The sequence below is a fragment of the Actinomyces sp. 432 genome, from assembly GCF_009930875.1.
In the GTDB taxonomy this organism is placed as follows: Bacteria; Actinomycetota; Actinomycetes; order Actinomycetales; family Actinomycetaceae; genus Actinomyces.
Window position 1 is genome coordinate 1,212,735 of sequence record NZ_CP025249.1, and the last position, 13,713, is coordinate 1,226,447.

General features: G+C 70.3%; 10 protein-coding genes and 1 pseudogene. 8 read left to right on the top strand and 3 right to left on the bottom strand.

What is annotated here, in order from left to right:
• Nucleotides 1-620 precede the first annotated feature (620 nt).
• From CWT12_RS04960 to CWT12_RS04975, 4 genes are read left to right on the top strand one after another with little or no spacing between them, the layout of a single operon-like run.
• Nucleotides 621-1,253 carry a 2-oxoacid:acceptor oxidoreductase family protein gene (locus tag CWT12_RS04960; RefSeq protein WP_161923931.1) on the top strand — a complete coding sequence of 211 codons (633 nt, stop codon included), beginning with the start codon at nucleotides 621-623 and terminating at the stop codon, nucleotides 1,251-1,253.
• The gene (gene porA, locus CWT12_RS04965; RefSeq protein WP_161923932.1) at nucleotides 1,243-2,451 is read left to right on the top strand and encodes a pyruvate ferredoxin oxidoreductase; all 1,209 of its coding nucleotides are present in this window, start codon (nucleotides 1,243-1,245) and stop codon (nucleotides 2,449-2,451) included. Before CWT12_RS04960 ends, porA begins: the two co-directional genes overlap by 11 nt.
• Nucleotides 2,448-3,578 carry a thiamine pyrophosphate-dependent enzyme gene (locus tag CWT12_RS04970; RefSeq protein ID WP_161923933.1) on the top strand — a complete coding sequence of 377 codons (1,131 nt, stop codon included), beginning with the start codon at nucleotides 2,448-2,450 and terminating at the stop codon, nucleotides 3,576-3,578. The genes porA and CWT12_RS04970 overlap by 4 nt, the downstream gene beginning before the upstream one ends.
• A gap of 1 nt (nucleotide 3,579) precedes the next feature.
• Nucleotides 3,580-5,280, top strand: a complete 1,701-nt coding sequence (locus tag CWT12_RS04975) for an NAD(P)-binding protein (RefSeq protein ID WP_161923934.1) — start codon at nucleotides 3,580-3,582, stop codon at nucleotides 5,278-5,280.
• A 1,255-nt stretch (nucleotides 5,281-6,535) separates the two neighbouring features.
• On the opposite strand, the gene CWT12_RS04980 is transcribed toward CWT12_RS04975, so the two are convergent.
• A complete protein-coding gene (locus CWT12_RS04980; RefSeq protein ID WP_161923935.1) occupies nucleotides 6,536-7,126 on the bottom strand; it encodes a YbaK/EbsC family protein in 591 nt (196 codons plus the stop codon).
• Between the two features lie 239 nt (nucleotides 7,127-7,365).
• Between CWT12_RS04980 and CWT12_RS04985 the strand changes: the two genes are divergently transcribed.
• Entirely contained in the window at nucleotides 7,366-8,826 is a 1,461-nt protein-coding gene (locus tag CWT12_RS04985; protein ID WP_161923936.1) for a dihydrolipoyl dehydrogenase family protein, read from the top strand.
• Between the two features lie 96 nt (nucleotides 8,827-8,922).
• Complete coding sequence (locus tag CWT12_RS04990) at nucleotides 8,923-9,384, top strand: tRNA (cytidine(34)-2'-O)-methyltransferase (protein ID WP_161923937.1); 462 nt, start codon at nucleotides 8,923-8,925, stop codon at nucleotides 9,382-9,384.
• A gap of 57 nt (nucleotides 9,385-9,441) precedes the next feature.
• Here CWT12_RS04990 and CWT12_RS04995 read toward each other — a convergent pair whose 3' ends face one another.
• Complete coding sequence (locus tag CWT12_RS04995) at nucleotides 9,442-10,017, bottom strand: YbhB/YbcL family Raf kinase inhibitor-like protein (protein ID WP_161923938.1); 576 nt, start codon at nucleotides 10,015-10,017, stop codon at nucleotides 9,442-9,444.
• A 163-nt stretch (nucleotides 10,018-10,180) separates the two neighbouring features.
• Between CWT12_RS04995 and CWT12_RS05000 the strand changes: the two genes are divergently transcribed.
• Together CWT12_RS05000 and CWT12_RS05005 are read left to right on the top strand one after the other, a co-directional pair.
• Nucleotides 10,181-11,197 carry a hypothetical protein gene (locus tag CWT12_RS05000; RefSeq protein ID WP_161923939.1) on the top strand — a complete coding sequence of 339 codons (1,017 nt, stop codon included), beginning with the start codon at nucleotides 10,181-10,183 and terminating at the stop codon, nucleotides 11,195-11,197.
• A pseudogene (locus tag CWT12_RS05005) lies at nucleotides 11,161-12,827 on the top strand (Y-family DNA polymerase). Before CWT12_RS05000 ends, CWT12_RS05005 begins: the two are co-directional and overlap by 37 nt.
• Here CWT12_RS05005 and CWT12_RS05010 read toward each other — a convergent pair.
• Nucleotides 12,818-13,543: a phosphatase PAP2 family protein gene (locus CWT12_RS05010; RefSeq protein ID WP_161923940.1), complete on the bottom strand. Its 726-nt coding sequence runs from the start codon at nucleotides 13,541-13,543 to the stop codon at nucleotides 12,818-12,820. The pseudogene CWT12_RS05005 and the gene CWT12_RS05010 overlap by 10 nt on opposite strands.
• Between the last annotated feature and the right edge of the window lie 170 nt (nucleotides 13,544-13,713).

The following is a 13,713-nucleotide window of genomic DNA, read 5'->3' on the forward strand; positions in this document are numbered from 1 at the left end:
ACGACTCCGTCCTCCGCTTCTCCTGCCGGCGGGGCAGCCCCGGCATCCGCGGTATGCCTCCGCGCGACGTCGGGGCGGCTCGGGGCCTCGGATGAGCCGGGACGCCGGGGTGGCTGGCCCGGCGGCGGGATACTGCGGATGCGGCATGCGGCGGTCGCGCGTGGGGGAGCCCAGAGTCCCGAGCCGTGAGCGTGCCGCTGTAGCCGGTGACTGTGGCGCACGCGAGGGAGACCGCCTTGCCGGGAGGTCAAGTCTTGCTGCGCACCGGCAATTACGGGATTAAAACGTTGCCTTTTTGGCGCGGTCACGCGGTTATTGGGCGCGTCCTGCAGGATTGTGATTCGCGCAGTCAGCCGACTGCGGGTCGCGTGGATTCTGGTGCGTCGTCTCCAGCTGCACGCAATCGCGGATTCGACCGGTTGGCCTGATCTCGCCTGCAATGGGCATGCGGTCAGGTCAACCGGTCGATCGGTGAGGCCGAACTGCTGGTTTTGGAATGTCAGGACTAATGTGCGGTATCTCTGAATATGCCGTGTGAGCGCACTCACGAGTCGGGCTTAGCGTCCTAAAGTGACAGGTGAGTGAATACGGCGCCGACAGGTACCGGGCGAGGAGGCCCAATGTTCCAGATCCGCATCCATGGTCGCGGAGGCCAGGGGGTGGTGACAGCGGCGGACCTGCTCGCGTACGCCGCTTTCAAGGAGAACCGATACGCCCAGGCCTTCCCGTCCTTCGGGTCCGAGCGCACGGGAGCCCCGGTGGTCTCCTACTGCCGAATCGACACCCGTCCGATCCGCACTCACGAACCCGTTCTCACCCCGGACGCCGTAATCATCCAAGACCCCACCCTGCTGGGCGCCATCGACGTGTTCGCCGGCCTGCGCCCGGGAGGGTATGCGCTTATCAACTCCGCCAAGCCCTTTGAGGCCTTTAACCTGGACCCGGCCATGGTGGGTGCCGTCCCCGCGGAGCACCGCTTGACCGTGCCGGCCACGGATCTGGCCATGGAGCACCTGGGACGCCCCCTGCCCAACGCCGTCCTGCTCGGGGCCTTCACCGCCATCACCGATGTGCTCGGCATCGAGGCCGTGTGCGCCGCCATTGCGGACCGCTTCCCGGGAAAGGTCGGTGAGCGAAACATCGCCGCTGCCCGGGCCGCACACGCGATCGTCGCGGACAAGCTGGTCGGCAGGCCCACCGAGCTCCAGGACCGGACTGCCCAAGATCAGGAGGAGGACGCCGGTGCTGCGTGAAATCGAGGGATCAAAGGCGGTGGCGGCCGCCGTGGCCGCCTGCCGCCCGGACGTGGTGTGCGCCTATCCCATCTCGCCGCAGACGCACATCGTTGAGGAGCTCTCGCGTCTGGTCAAGGTGGGGGAGCTGGACTGCGAGTACATCAACGTCGAGTCCGAGTTCGCCGCCCAGTCCGTAGCCATTGGCGCCAGCGCCGTGGGCGCCCGCGCCTACACGGCCACCGCCTCCCAGGGCCTGTTGTACATGGTGGAGGCGGTTTACAACGCCTCCGGCCTGGGCCTGCCCATCGTCATGACCGTGGCGAACCGCGCCATCGGTGGTCCCATCAACATCTGGAACGACCAGTCCGACACCATGAGTCAGCGCGAGAGCGGCTGGCTGCAGCTGTTCGCCGCGGACAACCAGGAGGCCGCCGACCTGCACGTCCAGGCCTTCCGCATCGCCGAGGAGCTGAGCCTGCCGGTCATGGTCTGTATGGACGGTTTCGTCCTCACCCACGCCGTCGAGCGCGTGGACGTGCCCGAGCAGGAGCAGGTGGACGCCTTCCTGCCCCCGTTCCAACCCGTCCAGACGCTCGACCCGGAGGACCCCGTCACCATCGGCGCCATGGTGGGACCCGAGGCCTTCACCGAGGTCCGCTACCTGGCACACCGCAAGCAGCAGGCCGCCGTCGAGGTGGTTGAACGCGTGGGCCGGGAGTTCGCCGCGGCCTTCGGCAGGCAGTCCGGCGGCCTCCTGCACACCTATCGCACCGAGGGGGCTGAAACCGTGGTAGTTGCTCTGGGTTCGGTGACCGGCACGCTCAAGGACGCCGTCGACACCCTGCGGGACGACGGCGTACCGGTGGGCCTGGTGGCGCTGACCTCCTACCGGCCCTTCCCCGAGGCCGCCATGGCGCGCGCGCTGGCCGGGGCCAAGCGGGTGGTGAGCCTGGAGCGCGCCTTCTCCCTGGGGCGCGGTGGCGTCGTTGAGGACGACCTGCGCCGCGTCCTGTGGGATCGTGCCGGCGAAGTCGCCCTGACCACGGTCGCCGCGGGCCTGGGAGGGCGCGACATCACCTCGGCCTCCCTGGTGGAGGTACTGCGCCGCGCCGATCGTGGCGAGCTCGCCCCACTGGAGTTCCTGGACCTGGATGAGGCCACCGTCGCCGCCCACCTGGCGGCCGTCGGTCCCCGTACGGAAGGAGCAGCATCATGACGACGACGTCGACCACTCCCACCGCTGCACCGCAGCAGTCAGGCGGACGGACACGTTTCTACCAGGTCGGCTCCTTCGCCGTCGGCAACCGGCTCCTGCCGGAGGTCCGTTCCCTCCAGTCCAGCCGGGAGCGGAACAACACGCTCACCTCCGGGCATCGCGCCTGCCAGGGCTGCGGGGAGGCGCTGGGCGCCCGTTACGTGCTCGACGCCGCCACGGCGGCGGCCGAGCAGGCCGGAGGCAGCCTGGTCACAGTCAACGCCACCGGCTGCCTGGAGGTCTTCTCCTCGCCGTACCCGGAGTCCGCCTGGCGCCTGCCCTGGCTGCACTCCCTGTTCGGCAACGCGCCTGCCGTGGCCACCGGCGTGGCCGCGGGGCTGAGAGCCAAGGGGCGCGACGACATCCGGGTGGTGGCCCAGGGCGGCGACGGCGGCACCGTCGACATCGGCTTCGGCTGCCTTTCCGGCATGTTCGAGCGCGGCGACGACGTCCTGTACGTCTGCTACGACAACGAGGCCTACATGAACACCGGGGTCCAGCGCTCGGGCGCGACCCCGCCGGCGGCCCGGACTGCCACCACGCAGGCGGTGGGAGACGCCCCGGGCAACGTGTTCGGCCAGGGCAAGGACGTGCCCCGCATCGCCATGGCGCATGAGATCCCCTACGTGGCCACCGCCACCGTCGCGGACCTGCACGATCTGGAACGCAAGGTCACTCACGCCATGGGCATGCACGGCCCGCGCTACATCCACGTGCTGGTGCCATGCCCCCTGGGCTGGGGCGCGAAGTCCTCCCACACCGTGCGCATCGCCCGGCTGGCCGTGGAGTCGGGGCTCTTCCCCGTCTTCGAGGCCGAGTACGGCGAGGTCACCGGGGTCAGTCCCATCCGCCGCCAGGTGCCGGTGGAGGACTACCTGGTGCTCCAGCGCCGCTTCGCACACCTGTTCCGCCCCACCAGGGACGAGCAGACGATCGGCCGTCTCCAGGCCCTCGCCGACCGCAACATTCGTCGCTACGGCCTGCTGGGGCATCCCGAAGCGGTCCCCGTCCTGAACGACGAGGCCACCGGCGCCACTTCCACCCTGGGGGCCCGCGCCGACCTCAACGACGCCCCCAAGGAGGACTGACATGACTACCATTTCGACTCCTGAAGCCGCTCCCGCCGGGGGCGGCACCGGGAAGGTCCGTCCCTTCGCCATCACCCTGGACACCGCCTCCTCCCTGGCGAATAAGACCGGCGCCTGGAGGGTGGAACGCCCGGTCTACCGTGACTTCCTCCCACCCTGCAACGACGCCTGCCCGGCGGGGGAGAACATTCAGAAATGGCTCTACGACGCCGAGGACGGCTCCTACGAGCGGGCCTGGCGCACGCTCATGCGGGACAACCCGCTGCCCGCCGTCATGGGCCGCGTGTGCTACCACCCCTGCCAGACCGCCTGCAACCGCGGCAAGGTGGACGAGGCCGTCGGCATTAACGCCGTCGAGCGCTTCCTGGGTGACGAGGCGCTGCGCCGGGGCTGGCAGCCCGACCCGTGCGCGCCGGATACCGGTAAGCACGTGCTGGTGGTCGGGGCCGGCCCGGCCGGGCTCAGCGCCGCCTACCAGCTGCGCCGCCGCGGCCACGCCGTCACGGTCCGTGACGCTGCTCCCAAGGCGGGCGGGATGATGCGGTACGGCATCCCCGCCTACCGCCTGCCCCGCGACGTGCTCGACGCCGAGATCACCCGCATCGAGGGCATGGGGGTCCGCTTCATCCTGGACAGCAAGGTGGACAACATCTCCTCCGAGCTGGACTCCGGCGAGTTCGACGCCGTGTTCCTGGCCATCGGCGCCCAGGTCGGGCGGCGCACCTACATCCCGGCGGGTGAAGCCGCCCGCATCCTCGACGCCGTAACCCTGCTCAGGGATGTGGAGGATGACCGGGAGGCCGGCGCCGACGCCGCCGACCAGCTCATGCTGGGGCGGCGCGTGGTGGTCTACGGCGGCGGCAACACGGCTCTCGACGCCGCCCGCACCGCCAAGCGCTTGGGCGCCGAGGAGGCGATCATCGTCTATCGGCGCACCCGCGACCGCATGCCAGCCCACGACTCCGAAGTGGTGGAGGCCCTGGAGGAGGGCATCCAGATGCGGTGGCTGTCCACCGTCCAGCACGCCGACGCCGGCCAGCTGCGCATCGAGAAGATGGAGCTGGACGAGACCGGCTTCCCCCAGCCCACCGGTCAGTTCGAGGACCTGGCCGCCGACTCCCTGGTCCTCGCCCTGGGACAGGAGTCCGACCTGGGCCTGGTCGACGGAGTGGAGGGACTGACCATTGAGGACGGCGTGGTGCAGGTCGATGAGCAGTTCATGACCGGTCACCCGGGACTGTTCGCCGGCGGTGACATGGTGCCCTCCCAGCGCACCGTCACGGTGGGCATCGGGCATGGCAAGCAGGCCGCCCGCGCCATCGACGCCTACCTGCGCGGTGAGGTCTACCAGCACCCGGAGCGCCACCGGCTCGCCGACATCGGCGCCATCAACTCCTGGTACTACTCCGACGCGCCTCAGCAGGTGCGCGAGCGCCTGGAGGGGGCCCGCCGCTCCCAGACCTTCGACGAGGTGGTCCAGGGACTGGACGCGGACGACGCCCTGTTCGAGGCGCGGCGCTGCATGAGCTGCGGCAACTGCTTCGAGTGCGACAACTGCTTCGGGGTGTGCCCGGACAATGCCGTCATCAAGCTGGAGCCCGGCAAGCGCTACGCCTTCAACTACGACTACTGCAAGGGCTGCGGCATCTGCGTGGAGGAGTGCCCCTGCGGCGCCATCGAGATGGTCCCGGAGATGAGCTGACGGCAATCTGGTTCGGTGGTGGGACTGCGGCGCCGCAGTACCACCGCCGAACCAAGCGGAGTAATGCGAGCCCGGTTGAACTCCCGTGGCCCTGAACCGATCGTCGTCGATTATGGGGTTCTTCGTGTTTGTGGGTGTGGGGACAAGGGCTCGGGTTGTTGTGTGGTGGTCGTGTTCGGGTTGACGAGGTCGTGCTCGGCGGGTGTCGACCTGCCGAACACGACCTCGTCAGCCCCGCGCCCGCCACGTTCGGGAGGGTTCGGGGCTGATGAGGACGTCTTGGCTGAATTGAGGTCGTCGTCGGGCCGGTGTCCTGGTGCGTATGCCGTTGCGGGGCATGCACGGGTCATTGAGGGACCGACCGGCATCGTCTACGCACTATCCGTTGCCCCAGTTGGACCGTCATCGTGCGGTTGGGCCGCCTTAAATGCGCTCCCAGACGGTCTCCCAGACGGTCCGAGTGAGGAAACGCGGGGGAGGCTGTGGGCCCGGGGGATCACTGGAGGCCCCGGTGGGCGCCGGAGACGGCGTCGGGTTGGCCGCCTCGGCCTCTGCTGCGCCACTTCTACCTTTACCGGCTCTTCCGGTTCGAGGGTGCGTGGTGGTCGCGCCGGGGTGAGGTGCCTGCTGCGCCGGCTGGACGTTAACAACGCTACTTAACGGCCTGCTGTATACCTCCCAGCCCTTCAGCAGGCCGTTAACAGGCGTTGTTAACCCCGAAGTGGCGTTGCAAACCAGGAAGTGGCGTTGCAGATGATCCCGCGTCGTCGACGGCCGCCCGCCGGCAGCGAGGACGCTTCCGACGGGCGCGGGATGTGCTAGGGCCGGCGCCTGACGCACGTACGCCGTTGCGGGGGCTCTCCCGGGCGGACGGTCCGCGTATTGCGTCTGACCCGCAGCAGCGACGACCCGCCGTGAACGGCAACGGTTCGCGGGGATACCTGACACACCGCTGTGGGAGACGCCCAAGCGTCGGGGCCAGATGACGAACCTCCCGGTCAACCCGCGAACCACCGCCCCGAACACATGAACCCGCCGCCCGGAAACACCGCGCCTCCGTGCTTCGCCGCGCACCACCGCCATGCACCCCGCATCGCACAACCCGGACCCGCACACAACCACCCGACGAACCGCCACCCATCACCCCATCAACCCGCCAGCCCTCAAACACGAGGAGCCCGTTCATTTGCGCTTTGGCGTTCTTGCAAGTGGCTGGGCTCTTATGCGTAGGCGACTTGGCTGGGCGCCGACGCGATCAAGCGGGGGTGATGCCCAGGTTCTCTATCACCTCGGCGCCGGGCAGGGCCGCCAGCAGTGCCCCGGGCACCAGCAGCTTGGAGTGGCGCACGCCGGAGCCGATGAGCATCGTGTCGCGCGCGGCCACCTGTGCGTCGAGCAGCAGCCGCCAGTCGGCGGGCAGACCGACCGGGGTGATGCCGCCGTAGGCCATGCCGCTCATCTCCACGGCCTGCTCCATGGGCAGGAAGGAGGCCTTGCGCACGTCGATGAGCTGCTTGACCAGGTGGTTGACGTCGGCGAAGTCGGTCGCCCGCACCACGCAGGCAGCCAAGCGTCTTTCCCCGGAGCGTTTGCCCGCCACCAGTACGCAGTTGCCGGTGGCCTCGGGGTTGAGCGAGTACTCCGCGTTGAGCGTATCCGTGTCGGACAGGGCGGGGTCGATCTCAACCACCTTCGCAGCACCCGCCAGGTCCCGACCCGCATCGGTGGCGGCGAGGGCCTGCAACGCCGCTGCCACGGGCTGGGCGAGCAGGTCCGTGCGCTCCAGGGCGGACTGCCAGCCGAGCGTCTCGGCGAAAACATCGGCGGGCTCACGCAGCTCGGTCATACGGCACAACCTCTCAGTTCTGGGCGGTGGGAGGAGTCCTCGCCAGAGGAGAACTCCACAGGGAGTCTACGGCGGCGTCGATCCATGGTGGTGAGCAACAGCGGGAATGAAGCGTGCCATGCACGGCGTTGCCACCTGCGACAGCAACCGAGCGAGGCGCGTGCGCCTCACGAACACCGCCGCGGACCGGAGGCCCGAGAGGGCGTGGGGCCGGCCACGGGAAGACCGAGGTGAAGTAAATGGGCGGCACCAACACCATCGTCACCGCATCTGGGCAGGTTCAAGAGGTAGACCTGCTCGTCGTCGGCGGAGGCAAGGCGGGCAAATCACTGGCCATGCTGCGCGCCCGCAAGGGCGACGACGTCGTCATGGTCGAGCGCGACAAGGTCGGCGGCACCTGCATCAACGTCGCCTGCATCCCTACCAAGACCCTCATCACCTCCGCCCGCGTCCTGCACCAGGTGCAGGGAGCGGCCGCCTACGGCGTGGCCCTGCCCGAGCTAGGCGCCGACGACTCCAGCTCCCGTGATGACACCGCCCTGCTGACCCGCGCCCACATCGACCTCGCCGCGCTGCGGGCGCGCAAGGAGGGCGTCGTGGGTGGCATGGTGGCGGCCCACGAGACCATGTTCGCCGACTCCGGGATGGACTTCGTGCGCGGCACCGCGCGTTTTGTGGCCCCACGCACCGTGGAGATCGCCACCGCCGACGGCACCGTGCGCCGGGTGCGGGGCCGGCGCGTCCTGATCAACACCGGCACCACCCCGGCCGTCCCCGATATCCCGGGCCTGGCCGACGCCCCCTACTGGACCAGCGAGGACCTGCTCAGCCTGCCCGAGCTGCCCGGGCACCTGCTGATCCTCGGAGGTGGAGTCATCGGCGTGGAGATGGCCTCCCTGATGGGCATGCTGGGCGTGCCCGTAACCCTGCTCCACTCCGGCGAGCACGTGCTGAACCGGGAGGACGCCGACGTCGCCGCCGAGGTCACCGCCGGGCTAGAGGCCCTCGGTGTGGAGGTCCTCACCGGCGCCCGCGTGAGTGCGGTGCGCTCCTCCGCCCGCTCCGGCCCCGTGGTGGTGCGTACCGAGGACGGGCGCGAGGCGACCGGTTCGCACCTGCTCGTTGCCCTGGGACGGACCCCGGTTACGGCCGGCCTGGGCCTGGAGACGGCCGGGGTGGAGCTGACCGAGCGCGGCTTCGTGCGGGTGGACGACCACTTGCGCACCACCGCCGACGGCGTCTACGCCGCCGGGGACGTGGCCGGCACCCCCATGTTCACGCACGCCTCCTGGAATGACTTCCGCGTGCTGCGGGAATTGCTGGACGGCCGCGAGGCGTCGACCGCCGGCCGGGTAATCCCCTGGAGCGTGTTCGCCACCCCCGAGCTCGGGCACGTCGGCCTCACCGAGGCCCAGGCCCGGGCGGCCGGGCACAACGTGCGCGTCGCCAAGACCCCCACCGCGGCGGTGCCCCGTGCCAAGACCCTGGGCACCACCTCCGGCTTCTACAAGCTGATCATCGACGCCGACACCGACCTGATCCTCGGTGCCGCGATCATCGGTGAGAGCGCCGGGGAGGTCATCACCGCCGTCCAGGTGGCCATGCTCGCCGGCATGCCCTGGCAGCAGCTGCGCGACGCCCCCATCTCTCACCCGACCATGGGGGAGGGGCTCAACATCGTCCTCGACTCGCTGGGCTGACCCGGCTTTCACCGCCCTGTCGGCGCTGAAAGCCGACGGGGCGGTGGCAGTATCGATGGCAGTATCGGTGACAGTATCGGTGGCAGTATGGCCCGCGTGCTTCACGTCGTCTTCTTCGAGCCCCGCATCCCGGGCAACTCCGGTGCCGCTATCCGGCTGAGCGCTAATACCGGGGCCATGCTGCACCTGGTGGATCCCCTGTTCGACATGGACAACGCCAAGCTGCGCCGCGCCGGGCTCGACTATCACGACCTGGCCCGCACGCGCGTACACGCCACCTGGGAGGAGTGCCTGGAGCAGGTCCCCGGACGCATCTTCGCCTTCACCGCCCACACCACCACGCTCTACACCGACATCGCCTGGCGCCAGGATGACGCCCTGCTCTTCGGCCCCGAACCCACCGGCCTGCCCGAGCCGATCATGAACCACCCGCGCGTCACTGGGCGGGCCCGCATCCCCATGCTTCCCGGCAGCCGCTCGCTCAACCTGGCCAACTCAGCCGCCGTGGGCCTGTACGAGGCCTGGCGCAGTCTCGGCTTTCCCGGCAGCACCGTGTGAGGTGTCCTCCAGGATGGCCACGCAGTCCCGGCGGCCGGTGCGAGCAGGCGCGGAGTGCTACCGCGACTCCTGGAGGAACGGGGCGGCACCGGGCTCGCCCGGCTGGGAGTAGGTGACGGTAAGCAGGGCCCGGGCAATGGCGTGGGTGGAGCACTGGGCGGCCACGGTTGTCGCCGAGGCGTCGTCATCCAGGCCCAGGGTGTCCACGTCCAACGCATGTACGGCGAAGATATAGCGGTGGTCGCCGTCGCCCGCCGGCGGATAGGGGCCGGACCAGGCATGCGTGCCCGAGTCGTTGGCGGCATGGAAGGCCGCACCATCCAGCTGGAGGTCGGATTCGCCCACGCCCTGGGGCAGGGAGGTGACCGACACGTCCAGGTCCTGCACCGTCCAGTGCCACCATCCGGCCGGAGAGGGGGCGTCAGGGTCGAAGCAGGAGACCACGAAGGAGCGGGTCGCGGCTGGGAACCCCGACCAGTGCAGCTCGGGGGAGATGTTCTCGTGCACTGCCGTGAAGCAGTCGGGCATGCGCTCACCCTCCACTAGATCAGTGGAGGCCAGCGTGAATGAGGGGAGCGCGGGAAGCGAGTCATAGGGGAACGGTGGGCGCGGGCGGGTCAGATCAGCGGTCATGGCGTCCTCCTTAGGCGGGCGGAGTCGGGGCCGGCCTGTCGGCCGGGGTGATGCCCACCACTGTAGACGCGGACCGAGGAGGATTCGTGTCGGCGACCGGAGTTACGCTTGCAACAACACATCGAACAGGTGTTCGATAGATGTCCTGTTGGGAGGAGAAGTCATGGGGTACAGCCGTCGGGGCGCCTATGAGTCGGGAAGCACCTCGCGCGCGGACCGCCTCGCCGCGGCCCGGGAGGCCCTGACTCGCGCCGAGTCCCGTGCGGGCCTGCACGATCAAGCGGCCAGGCGGATCACCCGAGTGCTGGCCGACGCCGAGCGGGGGGCGCCAATAGCCGGTGCCACCGCGCTCGCGGCATCGGCCTCCCTCGCGCAGGCGGGGGAGCCGACGCCGGAGTCACTCCTGTCAGTAGGCGCCGATGCCGCCGGGGTGGTGACCCTGACCGGATCCACCGGGGCGCTGCTCGCCCTGGCCGCACTCCAGCAAGGCAGGAGCGACTGGTGCGGTGTAGTCGGCTGCGAGGGACTGGGCTGGTGTGCCGCGGCCGAGGCCGGCCTGGATCTTTCCCGGGTACTAGCCGTACCCGCTGCGGACCTGCCCCCCAATCTGCTTACGGCAGCCCTCGGGGCCCTGCTGGACGGCGTCGCCGTCCTTCTGGTCTCTGCCGCCGCAGCATCCCGCCTGCTGGCTGGTGACCGCCGCACCCTCCTGGCCCGGGCTCGCGAGCGCGGCTGCCTGATCCTCACTCCCTTCGCCTGGGAGGGGGCCCGCTTCCTGGAGGCCGAGCCGGATGACTACGACACCGGCCTGCCCGCTGGGCTCACCGCGAGGCAACCGTCTCCACCGGCCTCCCGGGAGCCGCCTCATACCGGTGTTCTGGTGCCATTGCACAACCACTTGCACGACCACTTGCAGGACCCGCAGCCGCAGGAGATGCGCGGCGGCTACCTGCGGCAACTGGCCTGGAACCTGCATGACCGGCGGCGTCCCGGCCGGGCCCGCCTAGTACTGGATGACACCGGCGTGCAGCTGGCGCCCGTACCCGCGCGGCCTCAGGCCCCCGTACCGGTTGCGCCGGCAGTACGACCGCGCCTGGTTGTCGTAGATCCGGTCACGCCACAGGACCCTCGAGAGGAGGAGGCATGGACCTTGCCGGAGAGCCGCGCGCGCCACGGCTGATCGCCGTATGGGTGCCCGACTGGCCCGTCGTCGCCCTCACCCTGGACAGGGGCGAACGACCAGAGGTGCCCGATCCCGCCCTGACCCCCGTTGCCGTAGTGGGCGGACGCGGTGTCATAGCCGCCTCCGCGTCCGCCCGTTCCGCCGGAGTCACCCGCGGCATGCGGCTGCGTCTTGCCCGCTCCCTGTGCCCCGGGCTCATCGTCTTACCGCCACAGCCTGAACGGGAGGCACGGGCCTTTGAAGCCGTTATGGAAGCTCTTTCCGAGCTCCTCGCCGAGCCGCTTGTCGCCCGTCCCGGGCTGGCGCTGTCCACGGTCGTCGGCCCGGCCCGGTGGGCGGGCGGGGAGGAGCCGCTGGCCGCCGCCCTCGTCGAGGCGGTAGCAGCCGGACCGGGAGTCGAGTGCCAAGTCGGGGTGGCCGACTCCCTCCTCGGCGCCATCCTGGCCGCCCGGCAAGGCATTATCGTCCCGCCCGGGACCGGACCTGAATTCCTTGCCCCCTGGCCGCTGGAGAGCCTGCTGCACGCCCTGGTCACCGAACCGGAGCGCCAGCGGGCAGGCCCACTTCTCGAGGACTTCGGCCGCCTCGGCCTGCACCGCCTGGGTGACCTTGCCGCGCTGCCCCGCCGCGACGTCGCCGCCCGCTTCGGATCCGAGGGGGAGCGCCTGCACAGACTCGCCTGCGGAAAGTGGGAGCCCCTGCCGCGCGCCACCCGCCCCGCAGCCGATGTCTCCGCCGAGGCGCGGCTGGACCCTCCCATTGCGCGTACCGATACCGCGGCCTGGGCCGCGCGCACCCTCGCTGAGCAGCTATCGGAGCGCCTGATCCGCCTGGGGATGTCGGCCGAACGCCTCCGCGTGGAGGCACGGTGCGAGGACGGGGCGGAACTGGGGCGCTCGTGGCTACTGGGCGCAACTCCCTCACCCGCCGAGCTGACCGACCGGGTGCGCTGGCAACTGGAAGGGTGGCTGGCGGGCCGCTCCGGACGCCCTCCCGCGGCACCCCTGACGCACCTGCGCCTGGTCGCCCTCGAGCTGGCCCCGGCAGGCTCCGCCCAGGCCGGACTGTGGAGCGCTAGCGGGGAACAGGCCGAGCGCCGGGCACATCGTGCCGCCGGGCGCGTCGAGTCCCTTCTCGGTGCAGGTTCTGTCCGCATTCCCGTGTCTCGTCCCGGGCGTGACCCGCGCTCCCGGGTCGCCCTCATCGGCTGGGGTGAGAGCCTCGAGGAGGTCCCGGGCTCCGCCCCCTGGGACGGCGCCCTGCCTTCTCCGGCGCCCGCCCTGGTTCCCCCGAGCCGCTGCCCGCCCTTCTCCTCGATGCCGATGGGCGGGAGGTCGGCGTAGACCGCCAGGGGCAGCTGACCGCTCCGCCGGCCGGCGTGCGGCTGGAGCCCTCCACTGCGGGGAGTGCGCCGTCGCGGTGGGGCGCGGGCTGGGACGGTAGAGCGGAGGACTGGCCGACGCGGAGGCGGGTCCTGCTGTGGGCTGGGCCCTGGCCGGTTGATGAGCACTGGTGGCGTCCCGAGGGCGCGTCGCGGCGCGCCTACCTGCAGGTCGTCACCGATGCCGGGCCGCCCCTGCTGCTTGCCCGCTCGGGCCGCTGGTGGGTTGACGGCATCTACTCCTGAGAGCGTCCGGGGACAGCTGTGGGCGCTCGCGGACCGCCTCCGGCCGGGAGGCCGCGGGCGCATCGTCTAGTAGTGGTGAGGACGACGACGCCGACCACGCACAGCCACGCCAGGGCGATGCTCCAGCCGGCGAGCACGTCGGTAAACCAGTGATAGGCGAGGTAGATGCGTGACAGGCCCACCAGCACAATGACTGCGCAGGCCGTCGCCGTCGCTGCTGCCTTACGGGCCGGTGCCGTTGTGGAGAACAGCACGAAACCAGCCAGGACTCCCGCGAAGACCCCGGTGTTGAATGCGTGACCGGAGGGGAAGGACCAGGACGACGCGGGCTCGCCCAGCAGCAGGGAGGGATGTGGGCGCGAACGCGCGAAGGCGGCCTTCAGCAGCACCGTGAGCAGGGAGGAGCCGATCATGGCCCCGGCCAGTACCAGGGCGTGGCGCCGTAGACCGCGTAACAGGAGAACCGTACAGGTGACCGTCGTCAGTACCGTCAGCCCGAGCGTGCCTCCCAGGTACGTCAGTGCCCACGCCGCCGCGGTGACGAGTCCGTGCCGCAGGCTCACCGCCCATGCGGTGACCAGGGGATCGTAGGCGGCCAGTGAGTACCCGAATTCCGTGCTTACCGCAAGCCACACGAATACGGTGATCGCCGCCGTCGCCAGGAGGGCGAGCCGCGGCCGCAGGTCCCGCTGTGGGACGGCGATGGTCTGCTGCATGGAACGAGACCCTATAAGCCCACCCTTGGCAGCAGCTGTGGTGCTGCGCATTGATGACGGGGATGAGCTGGGGCGGATGCGGCCCGGTAGCATCGGGGCGGGCCGCCCCGTGTACGCGGGCGGGGGAGAGAAGCCGCGGAGAGGGCTCGCACCGCTCCGGGAGAGGACCT